This is a genomic window from Halorubrum rarum, from assembly GCF_048380895.1.
Lineage (GTDB): Archaea > Halobacteriota > Halobacteria > Halobacteriales > Haloferacaceae > Halorubrum.
Genome location: NZ_JBLWMN010000015.1, coordinates 53,793 through 71,935, shown reverse-complemented (window position 1 = coordinate 71,935; position 18,143 = coordinate 53,793). Strand labels below are relative to the sequence as shown.

Below are 18,143 nucleotides of genomic sequence, written 5' to 3'. Positions count from 1 at the left end.
CGACAGTCAGCCCGGACGATAAACAGTTATCGATGGCGAGACGGCGATCGTCGCCGTCGGGCGCTTCGAGGCCGCCCGGCACGGTCGATCACCCGGTCCCGACCACTACGGCTCGTCGAGTGTGTCGGACCCGTCCCCGTTGGCGACGGCTCTCTCGGTGTCGGTTTCGTCGACGTCGTCTCCCTCGGTAGCGTCCCTCTCGGTGTCGGTTTCGTCGACGTCGTCTCCCTCGGTAGCGTCCCTCTCGGTGTCGGTTTCGTCGACGTCGTCTCCCTCGGTAGCGTCCCTCTCGACGCTCTCAGCCTCGCCGTCGTCGCGTCCGTCCGCTTCGGGCGGGGCGTCGTCGTCGGACGGACCGTCCTCGGTGGGCGATTCCTGCTCCCCGTCCTCGACCGGTTGGACGGGCACCGGCTCCGCGGGCTCGAACCCCGTCTCGTCGAACCGTTCCGCGTTCCGGCCGGGCTCGTATCCCCGTTCGATCAGCGTCTCGCGGACGGCGTCGCGGTCGACCGTCCCGGAGACCGTTCGCGGGAGTTCGTCTGTGAACGCCAGCGTGCGCGGGAGTTTGAACCCGGCAAGCCGATCGCGAGCGAACGAGAGGAGCTCGCCGTCGTCGACGTCCGTGCTCTCGGTCTCGACGAGCGCGGCGACGCGCTCGCCCCACACGTCGTCGTCGAGTCCCACGACCGCCGCGTCGGTGACGCCGGCGTACCCACCGAGCACGTCGGCGACCTCTCCCGGCTCGACGTTCTCGCCGCCCGAGATGATCCGGTCGTCGAGACGGTTGAGGACGAAGAGGAACCCGTTCTCGTCGAGTCGACCGCAGTCGCCGGTGTGGAGTCCGTACTCGCCGAACGCCGCGTCGGTGGCGTCGGGCATGCCGTAGTAGCCGGGCGTGACCGTCGGCCCGTCGACGACTATCTCGCCGGACGCGCCGCGTTCGACGGGTCTGCCGTCCTCGTCGACGATCGTGACATCGGTCCCGAACAACGGTCGGCCGACGGTTCCGAGGCGTTCGCGCGCCTGTGTTGGGGTCGCGGTCGCGATCTGTGAGGCGGCCTCCGTCATGCCGTACGTCGGGTGGACCGGTATCGAGTAGTCGCGGCAGCGCTCGATCAGTTCGTCGGGGGCGGGTGCGCCGCCGAGCAGGACGACGCGGAGCGAATCGGCGAGCGTGCCACGCCTGTCGAGCGTCTTCCGGAGCATCGTCGGAACGAGCGAAACGCCGGTCACGTCGTAGTTGTTGATGTCGTCGGCCGTACCGCCGGGATCGAACCCTTCGCGTAACACGACGGTCGTCCCGTACAGCGCCGACCGGTAGATCGGTGCGAGCCCACCCATGTGGTGTATGGACATCGACACCAACCACCGGTCGCCCGGATCGACGCCGAGTCGGAACGCTGACGCGATCGCGGACGCGTACACGTTTCCCACGGTGAGTTCGACGGGCTTCGGCTCCCCCGTCGTGCCCGAGGTGAACAGCAGACACAGACGGTCACTGTCCGTCCACTCCGGCGGATCGACCGTCACCGGATCGACGTCGTGGACGCCTCCGACGGCGTCCACGGTCGGATCATCGACCGAGAGCACGGGGACGTCGCCGGCCGCGGCGAGCGCGTCCGACTCGGTCGACTCCCCGCAGACGAGCGCCGAGAGGTCGGCGCGGTCAACCCGTTCGGACAGCTCTCTGGGGGTAAGCCGCTCACCGAGCGGAACGTACGTCGCGCCGAGGCGCATCGCGGCGTGCACCAACCCGACGGTCCCGACGTACGGGGGCATGAGCACGCCGAGGTGGTCGCCCGGACCGATCCCGCGTGCCGCGAGCCGACCCGCCGTCTCCGCCACGAGCCGGTCGAGATCGGCGTACGTCCACGCCTCGCCGTCCTCGGCTCGAACGAGTGCGGTGTCGTCCGGAGACGACACGACCCTGTGTGAGAGCCAGTCGCGCATTGCCCGGCTATTCGGGGGCGACTACAATTGCCTTGTGGTCACGGCACCTCACCGACGTCGCCGTTCCGGCCCGCTCGAACGGACGTTCGCCGGCGATCACTCCGTCAGATGGATCCGCCGGCCGTCACTCCGTCAGGAACGTCATCCCGTCGCGCAGCGTCCGCGCCCGCGACAGCAACGCCTCGAGTCCGGCCGGTCCGTTCTCGCCGTCGGCGTGTTCGACCGTGTCGCCCCGGTCGTCGCGGTCCGTAACCGTCAGGTGTCCCATCTTCCGGAGGGGTCGGACGTCGTCTTTCCCGTACCAGTGGAGGTCGGCCTCGGGTGCGGCCAGCACCGACTCGACGTTCCGGAGGGTCGCGGGCCGCGTCTCCGCGACGTCGCCGAGGACGTTGGCGGTGACCGCGGGCGCGACGAGGTCGGTCGGTCCGAGCGGCCAGCCGAGCACGGCGCGAACGTGGTTCTCGAACTGGGAGGTGCGCGCGCCCTCGATCGTCCAGTGGCCGGAGTTGTGCGGGCGCGGCGCGATCTCGTTGACCAGGACGTCGCCGTCGGACGTCTCGAACGTCTCGATCCCGTAGACGCCGCGGCCGTCGAGCCAGTCGAGCACCTCGGCGGCGACGGCCTCGGCGCGGGCGACCACGTCATCGTCGACCCGCGCGGGCGTCACGCTCTCGCGTAAGATCTCCTCGCGGTGGAGCGTCTCCGTGACCGGGTAGGTGCGCGTCTCGCCGTCCGCACCCTTCACGCCCATGATCGCGATCTCCCGCTCGAAGGGGACGAGCTCCTCCGCCATCGCGTGCCCGCCGACCGCCTCGAGCGCGGCCGCGACGTCGTCGTCGGGCTCGACCGGGACGTTCCCTCGGCCGTCGTAGCCGCCCTCTCGGGCCTTCAGCATGACGCCGTCGAACTCCTCGACGACGCGGTCGAGCCCGTCCGCGGTCGCGACCGCGACGAACTCCGGAACGGGGATCGCCGCGTCAGCCAACGACTCCTTTTGAACCAGCTTGTCCTGGATCGTTTCGAGCGTCCCCGGATCGGGGTGGACCGGGACGTCGTGGTCGGCGCTCACGGTGGCGAGCAGGTCCGGGTCCGCGAGCTCGATCTCGAACGTGAGCGCGTCGACGCGGGCGGCGAGCTCGTCGAGCCCGTCCGGGTCGTCGAAGTCGGCGACGATCTGGTCGCGAGCAACGGGCGCGGCCGGGCAGTCCGGCGTCGGGTCCATGACGACGACGTCCACGCCGAGCGGCGCGGCCGCCTCCGCCAGCATCCGTCCCAACTGTCCCCCACCGACGACGCCGAGCGTCGGACCGGGAAGCGTGATCGACATGGACGGGGATACCGAACGTTGCTGTATAAGAGTTACCAACGACACTGTAGTCCGATCCACATCTCTGGATCACACGAGCGATTCAGTGCGGCCTCCATCGCGATGTTCCGACGTCTCGAGCACCCGCAGAGGTGCGACAACGTGGGCCGGACGCGCGTGGAGAAAAAGCGAAGTCGATGGCCACGAGACGACACGCCATTCGTGACGGACGATCACCGTGCCCCGCCGACGAACGACGGTTCCCCCTCGATCAGGCGGCGGGCCGACGTCGATGGGTGCGGGTGTGTCCGGTGTCAGGCGGTCGCTTATGACGTCGTGCAGCGGTCGGTCCCCGGTGCGGTCGCGTGGAGCCTCGCGGTGGTTCGAGCCAATCCGGCGGTGCTCGGTGCGTTCCTGCTGGTCGGCGGCGTTCAGGTCGCGCTCGACCGCGGTCCCGCTGACGCCGCCACGCTCGCGGCGGTCGTGGGCTTCCTCGGCGTGTTTCTCGGACGGGGGTACGTTGGACTCGTCGCGGCCGACACGCTCCGTCGAACGCGTCCGACCGGCTCCCGGCTGCGACTCCTCGCTCGACGGTTGCCGGCGTTCCTCGCGGCGGCCGCGGTCGTCGCCGCCGCGCTCGTGGGGCTCGTCGTCGCCGTCACGTCGTGGGTCTCACCGGCACTGAACGCGTTTCTCTCGGCGGGCGGGTTCGCTGACGCCGTCACGGCGGCCAACGCCGCGCTGCTCGTGGCGACGACCGCGACGGTGCTCGCGGTCCTCGTCAAGTGCTGTTTCCTCCCCGAAGCGTGTTTCGTCGGCGGATACGGGCCCGTCGAGGCGCTCCGCGTGACGTGGTCGGTGACGGCGGTCCACCGTCGGAAGGCGTTCGTGCTGACGGCTGGTCTCCTCGCGCTGTTCGCGATCGGCACCCTTCTCGACGCCCGGATCGGCGGCACCGCCCGTCCGGTCGTTCTCTCCGTCACCCTGTATGAAACCACCGTCGCCGTGCGGTCGATCGGGCTCACGACGGCAGGGCCGCTCCGGCTCCTCGCCGACGCGTCGCTCTCCGCGGTGTACTACGCCGTGTTCGCTCATCAGTACGTCCACGCGCTGTTCGACGACCGGTGAGCGTCCTCACTCGTCGACGAACACGGTCGCGTACATCCCGCCGCTCTCGTGCGGGATGCACACGTAGTCGTAACGCCCCGGCACCTCGAACGTGTGCGCATAGCGCTCACCGTTCTCCAGTTTGCCGCCGAAGTCGCGGTGCCACTCCTCGCGAGCGGTCTCCTCGTCCTCGTATCCGCCCGAGGCGAAGTAGTCGGCCTGATCGGGGATCCCCCCCTCGTAGGCGGTCACCGTGTGGACTCGGGTGCTCGTGTTCTCCCACACGACCGTCCCGCCGGCGCTCACCGTGAGTTCGTCCGGAACGAACCCGTCCGCGGTCATCGCGACGTCGTAGTCGTCCGCCAGACAGCCCGCGACGGAGCCGACGGTTCCGACCCCGACGCTCGCGACACCGACCCGCCCGAGAAACCGTCTCCGGTGCATACGGTGTTTCGGGGTGTCGATCGTTTCAATACCGCGGTTCGCCCCACTCGCTGGGAACGCCCGATCGAGGGACGGAACTGACGTGGTCCACGCGTCCTCGGCCACGCGTCACCCGGCCACACGTCACCCGGCCACACGTCACCCGGCCACACGTCACCCGGCCACGAACCGAGTTCGCGTATCGCCCCGTCACGCGTCGGTTCCAAAGGTTGTTTAGTCGCGCACCGAGGGGATCGAGTATGTCCAAGGGGTGGCTGACCGGGTGGGGGCTGGCGGCCGTCGCGTTCGGCGGAGCGTCCCTGATCGTTCCGCTATACGTCGTTGAGTTGGGCGGGGACGCGTTCACGCTCGGGATCCTGTTTGCGTCGGCGTCGTTCGTCGGCGTTCCGGGGGCGCTCGTGTTCGGGACCCTCGCCGATCGCACCGGCAAGCGCCGGGTGTTCGTCCTCGCCGCGACGGCGGTCGCGACCGCGTCGATGGCCGCCATCCCGTTCTTCGAGAGCGTGGTCCCGGTCGTCGTCGCGAACGCGCTCCTCTGGCTCGGGTTCGCGGCTGCCGTCCCGGTGTTGACGCTGCTGATCGTCGCCGGTGAACCCGCAACGAACTGGAGTCCGCTCATCGCCCGGCTGAACGAGGTCCAGGGGATCGGCTGGGCGCTCGGGCTCGCGTTGGGCACCGTCGTCATCGCGATCGGAACGTCGTTCGTCGACACGATGGCCGCACAACGCCTCTTTTTCCTCGCGTGTGCCGTCTGTGCCGGCGTCGGATTCGTGCTCGGCGCTCGAACCCTCCCCCCGGATCCCGTCTCCGGCGAGGAGCCGTCCCGCCGGCGGCTCCAGCGGTTCACGCGGCGAGCGGCCGGATTCAACGTTCGCGGAGCCGCGTTCCCGTTCACGCCGGGTCGGTTCGATCCGCGAAACCTCCGGCCGCGCCGGCTCGTCGACCGGTTCACGCCGGCGCTCGCGACGTACTTCGCCGCGGTGTTCCTCGTGTTCACGGGCTTCGGCGTGTTCTTCGCCCCGCTCCCGGCGTTTCTCTCGGCGGTCGGCTACGGATCGACGGGCGTGTTCGCGCTGTACCTCGCGTTGAACGTCGCCGCCGCGGTGTTCTATCGGCGCGCCGCCCGTCTCATCGACGCGTACGGCCTCGTGCGGGCGCACGTCGGCGGGCTCGCGACGCGGGCGTTGGCGTTTCCGACGGTCGCGCTCGTCGGGATCACGCTCGGCGGCACGCGGCTCGGCGTCGGTGCGGTCACGCTCGCGTTCCTCGTCATCGGACTCACCTGGGCCGTGATCGCGGTGAGCGCGTCGACGCTCGTCACGGAACTGACGCCGGCCGTGATCCGCGGCGAGGCGCTCGGAACGTACGGCGCGCTCGTCGCGGTCGGCGGCGGCGTCGGCGGGGTGATCGGCGGCACGCTCGCGGCGTTCGGCTACGTGGTCGTGTTCGCGACCGCCGGTGTGGCCGTCCTCGTGGGCGTCGCCGTCGTGCTCGCGCTCTCTCGACGACTGTCGCGCGCCCCCGCTCCCGAGGAGTCGACGACGCCGACGTAGCGTTCGCTACCGGTTCGACGCGGACTCGCAGATCGCGACGAAGTTCTCGAACAGCTCCTCGCCCCGTTCCGTGTGCGCGACCTCGGGATGCCACTGGACGCCGTACAGCCCGTCCGCGACGTTCGACATCGCCTCGATACCGCAGACGTCGGAGGTCGCGGTGTGGGTGAAGCCGTCGGGGAGTTCCTTCACCTCGTCGGCGTGCGAGGCCCAGACGCGGGTGCTCGGCGCGAGCGAGCCGACCAGCGGGTCCTCGTCGTCGACGATCTCGACGTCGACGTCGGCGTAGCCGCCGTAGTCGCCGCCGCCGACGCGCCCGCCGCGCTCGACCGCGATCACCTGCATCCCGAGGCAGATCCCGAGGACCGGCACGTCGAGATCGAGGTAGTCCGGGGCGTTGCCGATACGGTCCATGTCGGGACCTCCAGAGAGGACGACCCCGTCCGCGTCGATCTCGTCCGCCGGGGTGTCGGCGTCGAGTATCTCCGTATCGACGCCGATGTCGCGGAGCGCCCGCCGTTCGAGGTGGGTGAACTGTCCGTGTAGATCGAGGACGACGATCCGAGTCATGCAGTCGATCCGCTCGCGCGGCACAAAAACGGCTCGGAAGAGTCGCAGGTTCGTGGGCTCTCGGAGGGTCTCGACGCCGTATCGATCCACGGTACTGGATCGGATCTGTCGGCCGTAGCACGCACGGGCGGCCGTGGACGCTCGCGATCACCCGTAGCACCTGCGATCGCCCGTACGAGAGTCGCACCTGCGATCGCCCGTACGAGAGTCACTCACCGGCCCGGAACTCGAAGCGTGCGCCGCCGTCCTCGCCGGTCATCGCGCGGACGTCCCACCCGTGTGCCTCCGCGATGTGTTTGCTGATCGCGAGGCCGAGGCCGGTCCCGTCGGAGTCGGTGGAGTAGCCGCTCTCGAAGAGTCGGTCGGGATCGTCCTCCGTGAACCCCTGCCCGTCGTCCTCGACGTAGAACCCGCTCGCGTCACCGGAGCGGAGCGCCATGGTCCCGACGCGGACCGTGACGGGGTCGTCATCGCCGTCGGCTGCGGTTCGGCTCCCCGTCGGGCCGTGCTCGACGCTGTCATCGGCCTCCGCCCGATTGCTCGTGGAACCGTGTTCCACGGAGTTCCGAAACAGGTTCTCGAACAGCTCTCGGACGCGGTTCGCGTCGATCTCGTACGTCCGGTCGCTCTCCACGACGAGCGTCGCGTCGCCGGTGTCGACGCTCCCCCACGCCTCCTCCGCGATCGCCGCCAGCGACACCGTTCGCGTGTCGCCGACGACCCGCCCCTCGCGGGCCAGCGAGCGGAGGTCCGTCACGAGTTCGTCCATCCGGTCGAGCGCGTCGCCGACGCTGTCGAGGTACTCGGGGTCGCCGGTGTCGCGCGCCAGTTCGAGGTACCCGTTCGCGACGGACAACGGGTTCCGAAGGTCGTGCGAGACGATGGCAGTGAACTCGTCGAGCTGGTCGTTCTGCCGCCGGAGGATCGCCTCCCGCTCGCGGCGATCGGTGACGTCCGTGTAGATCGCGAACCCGGCGACGTTCTCGGCACCGAGCCGGATCGGGATGACGTGGAGGATGAAGTGTCGGTCGCCGTCGGCCGTCCGGCGGGTCACCTCTCGGCGGACGTTCTCGCCCTGCTGGAGCTTCTCGTTGAGGTCGCGAGCCCCCGCGACGGCGTCGTCGTCCGGCGGGAGGATGTACTCGTCGATGGACTCCCCGACGACCGTCTCGGCGGCGTAGCCGAACGTCTCCTCGAAGGCGGTGTTCACCCGCTGGACGTACGGCTCGCCGTCGACGTAGTCGTACGCGACCGCCGCGTCGGGGACGTTCTCGAACAGCGCGAGCATCCGGTCGCGCTCCGCGTGACGAGCCTCGTCGATGCGGAGTCGACTGATGGTCTCCTCCAGGTGAGAGGCCAACAGCTCCGCGAGCTCGCGGTCCGCGTCGGTGAACGCGTCCGACTCCGTCGACACCGCCTGAAGGACCGTGTCGTCACCGACCGGGACGGTGACCGCCGATCCGTAGGTGTCGTGATCGAGCGCCGACTCGATGACGGCCTCGCCCGTCTCGACGACGGTGCCCGCGGAGCCCGAGCCGACCCGGACCCGGCTGTACTCCCCGGCCGGGGGATCCGTGGAGGCCGCGACCGGCTCGACCCACTCGCCGTCGACGACGCCGACGACGCCATGGTCGGCCGCGAGCACCTCCTCGACGATCCCGACGGTCGCTCGATACGCCTCCTCGGGGGACCTGACCGACGCGAGGCGGGTCGCGCTCGCGTGAAGCCGCTCGATCCGGGACGGGCTCCTCGCGGGGTCGTCCCGGACCGTGTCGCGCTCGCGTCTGGCTCGCACCCATCGGACCTGCTCGTCGACGTCCGCCGGATCGGTCGCGACCCCGTCGACGACGGGATCGACCGCGACCTCGCCGGTCGGATCGTCGACGAGGGCGACGACGGGAGTGCTCGGGGTCGAATCCCGCACCCTGTCGACCCCGTCCCGGTCGGTGACGACCACCACGTCGGCCGCAGCGAGATCGTCGGCGGCGACGTCGGCGGGGCTGTCGCGGGTCGTCCACTCCCGCGCCAGGAGTTCGTTGGCAACGTGTTCGTCGGCGAGAACGATCGTCGTCCGGCCGTCGATCGCGACACGATCCACGAGTTGTCCGGGTATCGTTTCGGATTGATATAACTTTTCCGACCTATTCCGCCCCGAGAGGGGATCGCGTTCGACGACCGCGTCCCCGGAACCCTTTTAGACGAACACGGGCCAGAACATGGTAATGAGCGATCTCGACGCGGAGTACCGCCTCGACTATTTCGAGGAGGAGGGGTTCGAGCGCAAGGAGTGCCCTTCCTGCGGAGCGCATTTCTGGACCCGCGACGCCGACCGTGACCTGTGTGGCGAACCGCCGTGTGCGGACTACAGCTTCATCGACGATCCGGGCTTTCCGGAGCCGTACACGCTCTCGGAGATGCGGGAGGCGTTCCTCTCCTTCTTCGAGGCCAACGACCACGAGCGGATCGAGCCGTACCCGGTCGCGGCGAACCGCTGGCGCGACGACGTCCTGCTCACGCAGGCGTCGATCTACGACTTCCAGCCGCTCGTCACGAGCGGGAAGACGCCGCCGCCGGCGAACCCGCTGACTATCAGCCAGCCGTGTATCCGGATGCAGGACATCGACAACGTCGGCAAGACGGGCCGCCACACGATGGCGTTCGAGATGATGGCCCACCACGCGTTCAACACGCGCGAGGACGCCGACGAGGAGTACGCCTACGAGGGCGAGGTGTACTGGAAAGACGAGACGGTTCAGTACTGCGACGAGCTGTTCGAGAGCCTCGGCGCGGACCTGTCGGCGATCACCTACATCGAGGACCCGTGGGTCGGCGGCGGCAACGCCGGCCCGGCCATCGAGGTCATTTATAAAGGCGCGGAGCTCGCCACGCTCGTGTTCATGTGCATGGAGCGGGACCCGGACGGCGACTACGAGATGAAGGACGGTCACACGTACTCGTTCATGGACACGTACATCGTCGACACCGGCTACGGGCTGGAGCGATGGAGCTGGATGAGCCAGGGGACCGCCACCGTCTACGAGGCGATCTACCCCGACGCCATCGACTTCTTAAAGGAGAACGCGGGGATCGACCACACCGACGCGGAGCGGACGCTGATCCACCGGGCCGCCAAGCTCTCCGGTCGCCTGGACATCGACGACGTCGACGACGTCGAGGACGCCCGCGGCGACATCGCGGCGAAACTCGACGTCGACGTCGACCGGCTCCGCGAGCTCGTCGAGCCGCTGGAGTCGATCTACGCGATCGCCGACCACTCGCGCACGCTGGCGTACATGTTCGGCGACGGCATCGTCCCCTCGAACGTCGGGACCGGCTACCTCGCGCGGATGGTGCTCCGGCGCACCAAGCGGCTCGTCGACGACGTCGGCGTCGACGCCCCGATCGACGAGCTCGTCGACATGCAGGCCGAGCGGCTCGGCTACGAGAACCGCGACACGATCCGCGAGATCGTTCGCACCGAGGAGCGCAAGTACCGGAAGACGCTGGAGCGCGGCTCCCGGAAGGTCGAACAGCTCGCGGACGAGTACGCGGGCACGGACGAACCGATCCCGACCGCGGAGCTGCTGGAGCTGTACGACTCCCACGGGATCCAGCCGGACATGGTCGCCGACATCGCGGCCGATCGCGGGGCGACCGTCGACGTGCCCGACGACTTCTACTCGCTGGTCGCGGACCGTCACGAGGAGGCCGACGGCGCGGACGCCGAAACGGAGCGCGACGAGCGCCTCCACGATCTGCCCGACACCGAGAAGCTGTTCTACGACGATCAGGGGCGCACGGAGTTCGAGGCGGTCGTCCTCGACGTGATCGAGCGCGAGTCGGGGTACGACGTGGTGTTGGACCAGACGATGTTCTATCCGGAGGGCGGCGGACAGCCGGCCGACCGGGGAACGCTCTCCGTCGGAGAGACGACCGTCGACGTCGTGGACGTCCAGGAGACCGACGGCGTCGTCCTCCATCACACCGACGAGGACCCGGGGAAAGGCAAGTTCGTCCGGGGGCAGGTCGACGGCGACCGCCGGACCCGGCTCCGGGCTCACCACACCGCGACCCATCTGATCGGTCACGCCGCCCGCGAGGTGCTCGGCGAGCACGTCAGACAGGCCGGCGCACAGAAGGGACTCGACTCCTCCCGGCTCGACGTCCGTCACTACGAGCGGATCTCCCGCGAGGAGGTCCGCGCGATCGAGCGCGTCGCGAACGAGCTCGTTCGCGAGAACGTCTCGGTCCGACAGGAGTGGCCCCATCGCCACGAGGCGGAGGCCGAGCACGGCTTCGACCTGTATCAGGGGGGCGTTCCGCCGGGCACGAACGTCAGACTGATCCACGTCGGCGACGACGACGTGCAGGCGTGTGCGGGCACCCACGTCGACCGCACGGGCGACATCGGTGCGATCAAGGTGTTGAAAACGGAGCCCGTCCAGGACGGCGTCGAGCGGATCGTGTTCGCCGCGGGCGGGGCCGCCATCGAGGCGACCCAGCGGACGGAGGACGCGCTGTTCGACGCGGCCGAGGCGCTCGACGTCGACCCGCTCGACGTGCCCGACACGGCCGAGCGGTTCTTCGAGGAGTGGAAGGCCCGCGGCAAGGAGGTCGAGTCGCTGAAATCGGAGCTGGCGGAGGCGCGCGCGTCCGGCGGTGCCGACGCCGAGGAGGTCGATTTCGACGGGTTCTCGGCGGTGATCCAGCGGCTCGACGGCGACGCCGACGAGCTCCGCGCGACCGCGAACGCCCACGTCGAGGACGGGAAGGTCGCCGTCGTCGGCAGCGGCGCGGACGAGTCCGCGAGCTTCGTCGTCGGGGTTCCTGACGGCGTCGACGTCAACGCCGGACAGGTGGTCTCCGAGCTCGCCTCGCGGGTCGGCGGCGGGGGCGGCGGCCCGCCGGACTTCGCGCAGGGCGGCGGCCCGGACGTCGACCGGCTCGACGCCGCGCTGGCGGCCGCACCGGACGTGTTACAGCGCCTGCAGGAGGCCTGAACGGCCGGGGGCGAATCGTCCATGCCTTACGCGAACAACGGCGACGTGTCGATCCGGTACGAGGTCGACGAGGGCGGCATCGGCGACCGCGACGAGGCGGTCGTGTTCTGTGGCGACGTCGGGTTGGGCGCGTGGCAGTTCGGCTGGCAACACGCCGCGCTCGCGGGTCCACACACGGTCATCGCACCCGAGACGCGGGGGGTCGGGCGCTCGGACGCGCCCGACGGGCCGTACACCGTCGAGCAGCTCGCGAGCGACGTCGACGCGGTGTGTGCGGCCGAGGGGATCCGGAACGCGCACCTCGTCGGCTACGGGCTCGGCGGGATGGTCGCGCTCGCGTACGGGATGGCCTCCTCGCGACCCGCGAGTCTCGTCCTCGTCGGGACGCCGCCCTCGGGCGACGCGTACAACCCCGCGGGGGTGTGGGCGGATCCCGCCACCCCGAACGCGGTGGAGGGGTCGCTGACCGGGCTGCTCTCGGCGGGGTTCCGCGAGGCGCATCCCGACGCGCTCTCGCGGATCACGGAGTGGCGGTGCTCCGAGGACGCGCCACCGGCGGTGTTCGAGGCGCACCGGGCCGCGATAGCGGCGTTCGATCGGTCCGACCGCCTGTACGAGGCGACGACCCCGGCGCTCGTCGTCCACGGGGGAGAAGACACCGTCTGTCCGATCACGGCCGGCGAGTCGCTCGCGGCGGGGCTGCCGCGCGGGGAGGCGTTCGTCGTGGACGACGCGCGCCACTTCGTCGGCATCGAGGCGTCCGCCGCGGTCAACGACGCCGTCGTCGGCTGGCTGGCCGAGCACGCAAGCACCACGATCGAGTAGCACGGGGCGTGACGTGCGGGGTCGCCCGAACCGAGACGGCGGGTCGTGCCGACCGAGACGGCGGTAGCGTTTCGCAGTGACGGAACCGTTTTCAGGCACTCGCGCGTTGGGTCGGACATGACGCGGCTCCGATTCGCGCTGCTGAACGCGGCTCGCGACGATACGAACACCCGACGGAACTTCCGGCGGGAGCTCGCGGCCGACCTCGCAGAGTTCAACGTAAACGACCGACAGCTCCCCGACCACACCGACTTCGACGGGATCGTCGTTACCGGGTCCCGCTCGTCGGTGTACTGGGACGAGGCATGGATCCAACCGCTCGTCGACTACGTCGCCGAGGCGGCCGACGACGGCGTCCCGATCCTCGGCGTCTGTTACGGCCATCAGGTGCTCGCCGAGGCGCTCGGCGGGCGCGTCGACGACATGGGCGAGTTCGAGATCGGCTACAACACGGTCCGGCACCTGGGCGACGAGCTGTTCACCGACGTCGGCGAGGAGTTCACGGTGTTCACGACGCACGGCGACGCCGTCGTCGAACTGCCGCCCGGCGCGGAGCTACTCGCCGAAAACGAGTACGGCGTCCACGCGTTCCGCACGGGACACTGCTGGGGCCTGCAGTTCCACCCCGAGTACGACGTCGAGACCGCCCGCGAGGTAACCGACGGGAAACGCGAGCGGCTCGGGGACGCTCGGGTCGACGCCGTGCTCTCGGAGATCACGGTCGAGAAGTACGACGCCGCCTGCGAGGCCAAGTCGGTCTTCGATAACTTCGTCGCGTACGCCCGCGACCTGAAGGCGGAGCGATCGGTCCACGCGGCCGCTGCCGACTAACCTAGCTTTATCAGTTCTCGACGCAACGTTGAGTCGACACCGTGTACGGGTTATCGGATCGGGAGCTCCGGTTCGCAGTCGTCATCAGCTCCGCGCACTTCTCCCAGCACGTTTACTATCGGATCCTTCCGCCGCTGATCCCCGTTCTGGCGGTCGCGCTCGCGTATCCGCTGTGGCAGCTGGGGCTGTTGATCTCGCTGTACGCGATCGGTATGGGGATCGTACAGGCACCGGTCGGCGTGTTGTCCGACCGGATGGACCGCCGCTACCTGCTTCCGACGGGGATCGTGCTCACCGGGGCCGCGTACGTCCTGTTCGCGGCCGCACCGGTTCTCGGCGGACCGCTGCCGAGCGTGACGCTCGCGGGGTACGTCTTCGAGGGCGGGTTCCTCGTCATGTCCCTCGCGATGCTGGCGGTCGGCGTCGGGTTGGCCGTCGTCCACCCCGTCGGGTACCCGATGGTCACCGACAACGTGCACTCGTCCAACAAGGGAAAGGTGCTCGGCGTGTTCGGTGCGTCCTCGAAGATCGGCGACGCGACAGCACCCGCGATCGTCGCCGTGGCGATCCTCCTGCTCGCGTGGCAGCAGATCGTGGTCCTGTTCGGCGTCGTGGGAGTCGTCTACGGGGTCGTGCTCTTCGTCGTCCTCCGGAGCGACGAGTTCGAGACGGTCCCGGCCGGGCAGCGTTCCGCCGACGAGGCGAGCGACGACGGTCCACGAGGCGGGAGTCGCGACGGTGCGGGGAGCGACGATGAGGAGAACGACGGGGAGGCGTCGACGGGGGGCGTCGGGACCACCGACGCCACCGCCGACGGAACCGACGTCGACGGGAGCGCATCGACGGACGCGAACGAGGACGCCGCCGACGGGACCGCCGCCGACGGGACCGCACCGACGGAGACGGGCGACGGGGACCGTCGGGGGTTCCTCTATCCGATGGTGGCGGTGTACCTGTTTTTCATCACGAGCATGCTGTCGACGCGGGGGCTCAACACGTTCCTGCCGGCGTTTATCGTCGCCGTGTACGCGTACTCCGTCGAGATCGGCGGCGTCCACGTGGGGGCCGAGTCCGTCGCGTCCGTGTACTTCTCCGTGCTGCTGCTCGCCGGTGCCGCGATGCAGTTGGTGCTCGGCGGCGTGACGGACGCCCGCGATCCCCGCCTCGTCCTCATCGGCTGTATGGCGATCGCGACGGCCGGCATGGTCGTGCTTGCGATCGTTCCCCTCCACCCGGCGCTTTTGGTCGTGATCCTCGTCGTGCTCGGAACCGGACTGTACGGCGTCAACCCGGCGCGTGACGCCCTGATAAGCGACCTTTCCCCGCCCGAGCACGAGGGACGGACGTTCGGCTACGTGTTCACCGCCGTCACGCTGACCGGGGCTCCGCTGCCGACCGCGATCGGGTACCTCCTCGACGTCGTCGGGATGCGTGAGGGGTTCCTCCTGCTCGCGGCCGGACCGCTCCTCGCCGGCGTCTGTATCGGACTGCTCTACTCCGATCGCGTGTACGCGGCGGCGGGCGGGCCGACGAACACCGAGCCCGCCGACTGACCGATGGGTCGGCCCTCGCGCCTCGGCGAGAGTGTACCGGCCGCTCGTGGCGAGTCGGGCGGTTCGTGATGCACACTCGTGGAACCCGATGTACGAGTTCGATCAGTGATGGGCGGGTCCGTAAGCTACTACTTCGCTCGTCACTGACGGATGGACCATGAGTGACGACGTGACGGCCGGTCGATTCACCCGGCGGTCGGTGCTTCGTGCGGGTGGCGTCGCCGGGGTCGCGGCGTCGGCCGGCTGTCTGACCGGAACCGCCGACGACGCCGACGGGGAGACGTTCACGATCGGATCGATCCAGCCGCTGTCCGGCGGCTTCTCCCCGTGGGGGCAGGCTCACTCGGCCGGGCTCGCGTTCGCGGTCGAGGAGCTGAACGCGGACGGCGGGGTGTTGGGCCGCGAGGTGGCCGTCGAGGAGGCGGACTCCGAGAGCAACGCGAGCGAGGCCGACACGCTGTTCCGACGGTTCGTCGAGCGGGAGAACGCGCTGGCGGTCACCGGCCCCGTCTCCAGCGACGTCGGCCTGCTGACCCGCGACACGGCCGAGGAGATGGGCGTCCCGCTCGTGTTGCATATGGCGGGCTCACACTCGATCCTGCCGACGGGGACCGAGTACACGTTCCGGATGGGCTCACAGCCCGCCGCGACGGACGTCGCGCCGCAGGTGGAGCTGATCGAGGAGCGCGGCTACGAGGTCGTCTCCGCGATCGTCGGCGACTACGAGTGGGGCCGGACGCTCGCGGCGAGCTTGGAGTCGCTACTCCCCGACGACGTCGACCTCTCGGTCGCGGTGGCTCCCCAGAACGAGACGGATTTCACGCCGTACCTCCGGAACTTCTCGGCGGCGACGGAGCTGTTGATGGCGACCGGCCACCCGCCGGGATCGATCGCGATCCACAACCAGGCGATCGAGGTCGGGCTGGACCCGGAGATCACGACCGGGGCCGGGCTGCCGCCGGACGTGCTGTACGGCGGGCTCGGCGAGAACGCGACGGACGGGTTCCTCCATCTCCACGCGAGCGACCCGTACGGCGACCGGTTCCACGAGGTCGCGGGGCGGTTCGCGGACGACCGCGGAGCCCGGTTCGGCACCCACGAGGCGTACGGCTACGCGACCGGCAAGCTGATCGCCGCCGCGGCCGAGGACGCGGGGGAGGCCGATCCGGACGCGATCGCCGAGGCGATCCACGACATCTCCTTCGAGACGGTGTTCGCGGAGCCGATCTCGTACACGGAGTGGGGCGAACTCGACGGGCTGGTCCACATGCTCAGCGGCTTCGAACCCGGCGCGCCCGACCACTATCCGGACGGGGAGTACCGGCTCACGCCCACGTTCCGGTCGTCACCGATCCCCGGATTCGATCCGGACGACCACGCGTTCATCGACGAGTAGCCGACGGCCCGTGGCTGTCGGTGGGGCGTCCTCGCCGTGGCTCCAGTCGGTACGCTCCCGACCGCGCTCGCGGCATCACCCGTTCCGACTCGATCTCGGTCCGATCCGATCGGTTCGGTTCGCCGTCCCACTCCTCGTCGTTTCGGTTCGATCGGTTCGACGTCCCACTCCTCGTCGTTTCGGTCCGATCGGTTCGTCGTCCGTCGTCCGTCGTCCGCCGTCCGCCGTTCGCCGCGGCGCGGACGAGGCGACCGATTCTTGCCGGGAGCGCGGGGCGGCCGCAGAACCCATTCGATCCGCTTTTGTCGAGAGGACTCCCATGTTCGATTATGCTCGATTACGTGGGGCTCGAAGGGGATCTGGACGAGGAGGAGCGGCTGATCCGGGACACGGCTCGCCGGTTCGTCGACGAGCAGGTGCGGCCCGACATCGGCGACCACTTCGAGGCGGGGACGTTCCCGACGGAGCTGATCGAGGAGATGGGGGAGCTCGGCTTTTACGCGCCGAACCTCGACGGCTACGGGCTCCCGAACGTCTCCGAGACCGCCTACGGACTCCTGATGCAGGAGTTGGAGGCGTGTGACTCCGGGCTTCGATCGATGGCGAGCGTGCAGGGCGCGCTCGTGATGTACCCGATCCACGCGTTCGGCAGCGACGACCAGAAGGAGCGCTGGCTGCCCGATATGGGGCGCGGCGAGGCGGTCGGCTGCTTCGGGCTCACGGAGCCGAACCACGGCTCGAATCCCTCGGCGATGGAGACGCGCGCGGAGCGGGACGGCGACGAGTACGTGCTCAACGGCTCGAAGACGTGGATCACGAACTCGCCCATCGCCGACGTCGCCGTCGTCTGGGCGCGCGACGTCTCCGCCGAGGAGAGCCCGGTTCGCGGGTTCCTCGTCGAGACGGACCGCGACGGCGTGACGACCGCGAAGATCGACGAGAAGCTCTCCCTGCGGGCGTCGATCACCGGCGAGATCGGTCTGCAGAACGTTCGGGTCCCCGCGGAGAACGTCCTCCCCGGCGTCAGCGGGATGAAGGGCCCGCTGTCGTGTCTCACGCAGGCCCGATACGGGATCGCGTGGGGCGCGGTCGGCGCGGCGCGGGACTGCTTCGAGCAGGCGCGCGAGTACGCGATCGACCGGGAGCAGTTCGGCGGCCCGATCGCCCGCTTCCAGATCCAACAGGGGAAGCTCGCGGAGATGGCGACGCAGATCACGACGAGCCAGCTGTTGGTCTACCGGCTCGCGGAGCTGAAAGAGCGCGGCGACCTCCGGCCCCAGCACGTCTCGATGGCGAAGCGCAACAACGTCCGGACGGCCCGCGACCAGTCGCGGATCGCCCGCGAGATGCTCGGCGGCAACGGGATCACGACCGACTACTCGCCGATGCGACACATGGCGAACATGGAGACCGTCTACACCTACGAGGGGACCCACGACATCCACACGCTGATCCTCGGCGAGGACCTCACGGGGATCGCGGCGTATCAGTGAGCGGGTAGCGAGACCCACGCCCTCGACGGCGGGACCCGTTTCGCTGCGGCCCGCGGGCGCGGACGCGTCTCGACCGTCAGTCGGCGCTCGATCGGAGCGCTCGCTCGGACGGGTC

Annotated in this window: 13 protein-coding genes; 8 read left to right on the top strand and 5 right to left on the bottom strand. The window is 69.6% G+C overall.

The window, feature by feature from the left end; genetic code table 11:
* Positions 1-105: 105 nt before the first annotated feature.
* Both menE and purK read right to left on the bottom strand, forming a co-directional pair.
* Positions 106-1,950: an o-succinylbenzoate--CoA ligase gene (gene menE / locus ACNSN7_RS11655; RefSeq protein WP_418282461.1), complete on the bottom strand. Its 1,845-nt coding sequence runs from the start codon at positions 1,948-1,950 to the stop codon at positions 106-108.
* 124 nt (positions 1,951-2,074) lie between these two features.
* A complete protein-coding gene (gene purK, locus ACNSN7_RS11650) occupies positions 2,075-3,277 on the bottom strand; it encodes a 5-(carboxyamino)imidazole ribonucleotide synthase (protein WP_418282460.1) in 1,203 nt (400 codons plus the stop codon).
* Between the two features lie 315 nt (positions 3,278-3,592).
* On the opposite strand from purK, the gene ACNSN7_RS11645 reads away from it, so the two are divergent.
* Positions 3,593-4,384: a hypothetical protein gene (locus ACNSN7_RS11645; RefSeq protein WP_418282459.1), complete on the top strand. Its 792-nt coding sequence runs from the start codon at positions 3,593-3,595 to the stop codon at positions 4,382-4,384.
* A 6-nt stretch (positions 4,385-4,390) separates the two neighbouring features.
* Here ACNSN7_RS11645 and ACNSN7_RS11640 read toward each other — a convergent pair whose 3' ends face one another.
* Complete coding sequence (locus tag ACNSN7_RS11640; protein WP_418282458.1) at positions 4,391-4,807, bottom strand: cupredoxin domain-containing protein; 417 nt, start codon at positions 4,805-4,807, stop codon at positions 4,391-4,393.
* Positions 4,808-4,857: 50 nt separating this feature from the next.
* Here ACNSN7_RS11640 and ACNSN7_RS11635 point away from each other — a divergent pair, with 50 nt between their 5' ends.
* On the top strand, positions 4,858-6,360 hold the full coding sequence (locus ACNSN7_RS11635; protein ID WP_418282481.1) for an MFS transporter: 1,503 nt from the start codon (positions 4,858-4,860) through the stop codon (positions 6,358-6,360).
* 6 nt (positions 6,361-6,366) lie between these two features.
* Here the strand turns inward: ACNSN7_RS11635 and ACNSN7_RS11630 are convergent, their stop codons facing one another.
* Positions 6,367-6,930: a GMP synthase subunit A gene (locus ACNSN7_RS11630; RefSeq protein WP_418282457.1), complete on the bottom strand. Its 564-nt coding sequence runs from the start codon at positions 6,928-6,930 to the stop codon at positions 6,367-6,369.
* A gap of 208 nt (positions 6,931-7,138) precedes the next feature.
* A complete protein-coding gene (locus tag ACNSN7_RS11625) occupies positions 7,139-9,028 on the bottom strand; it encodes an ATP-binding protein (RefSeq protein ID WP_418282456.1) in 1,890 nt (629 codons plus the stop codon).
* 124 nt (positions 9,029-9,152) lie between these two features.
* Between ACNSN7_RS11625 and alaS the strand changes: the two genes are divergently transcribed.
* From alaS to ACNSN7_RS11595, 6 genes are all read left to right on the top strand, one after another.
* Positions 9,153-11,930 carry an alanine--tRNA ligase gene (gene alaS / locus ACNSN7_RS11620; RefSeq protein WP_418282455.1) on the top strand — a complete coding sequence of 926 codons (2,778 nt, stop codon included), beginning with the start codon at positions 9,153-9,155 and terminating at the stop codon, positions 11,928-11,930.
* 21 nt (positions 11,931-11,951) lie between these two features.
* Positions 11,952-12,755 (top strand): alpha/beta fold hydrolase, encoded by an 804-nt coding sequence (locus ACNSN7_RS11615; protein ID WP_418282454.1) that lies wholly within the window; start codon positions 11,952-11,954, stop codon positions 12,753-12,755.
* A 117-nt stretch (positions 12,756-12,872) separates the two neighbouring features.
* Positions 12,873-13,586 (top strand): type 1 glutamine amidotransferase, encoded by a 714-nt coding sequence (locus ACNSN7_RS11610; RefSeq protein ID WP_418282453.1) that lies wholly within the window; start codon positions 12,873-12,875, stop codon positions 13,584-13,586.
* 41 nt (positions 13,587-13,627) lie between these two features.
* The gene (locus tag ACNSN7_RS11605; protein WP_418282452.1) at positions 13,628-15,139 is read left to right on the top strand and encodes an MFS transporter; all 1,512 of its coding nucleotides are present in this window, start codon (positions 13,628-13,630) and stop codon (positions 15,137-15,139) included.
* Between the two features lie 157 nt (positions 15,140-15,296).
* A complete protein-coding gene (locus ACNSN7_RS11600; RefSeq protein WP_418282451.1) occupies positions 15,297-16,535 on the top strand; it encodes an ABC transporter substrate-binding protein in 1,239 nt (412 codons plus the stop codon).
* Positions 16,536-16,864: 329 nt separating this feature from the next.
* On the top strand, positions 16,865-18,028 hold the full coding sequence (locus ACNSN7_RS11595) for an acyl-CoA dehydrogenase family protein (RefSeq protein ID WP_418282450.1): 1,164 nt from the start codon (positions 16,865-16,867) through the stop codon (positions 18,026-18,028).
* Positions 18,029-18,143 lie beyond the last annotated feature (115 nt).

Excerpts from the sequence above, each read along its gene's own strand:
- menE (WP_418282461.1), bottom strand. The coding sequence starts at position 1,950 with ATGCGCGACTGGCTCTCACACAGGGTCGTGTCGTCTCCGGACGACACC.
- purK (WP_418282460.1), bottom strand. The coding sequence starts at position 3,277 with ATGTCGATCACGCTTCCCGGTCCGACGCTCGGCGTCGTCGGTGGGGGA.
- ACNSN7_RS11640 (WP_418282458.1), bottom strand. The coding sequence starts at position 4,807 with ATGCACCGGAGACGGTTTCTCGGGCGGGTCGGTGTCGCGAGCGTCGGG.
- ACNSN7_RS11630 (WP_418282457.1), bottom strand. The coding sequence starts at position 6,930 with ATGACTCGGATCGTCGTCCTCGATCTACACGGACAGTTCACCCACCTC.
- alaS (WP_418282455.1), top strand. The coding sequence starts at position 9,153 with ATGAGCGATCTCGACGCGGAGTACCGCCTCGACTATTTCGAGGAGGAG.
- ACNSN7_RS11615 (WP_418282454.1), top strand. The coding sequence starts at position 11,952 with ATGCCTTACGCGAACAACGGCGACGTGTCGATCCGGTACGAGGTCGAC.
- ACNSN7_RS11610 (WP_418282453.1), top strand. The coding sequence starts at position 12,873 with ATGACGCGGCTCCGATTCGCGCTGCTGAACGCGGCTCGCGACGATACG.
- ACNSN7_RS11600 (WP_418282451.1), top strand. The coding sequence starts at position 15,297 with ATGAGTGACGACGTGACGGCCGGTCGATTCACCCGGCGGTCGGTGCTT.
- ACNSN7_RS11595 (WP_418282450.1), top strand. The coding sequence starts at position 16,865 with ATGCTCGATTACGTGGGGCTCGAAGGGGATCTGGACGAGGAGGAGCGG.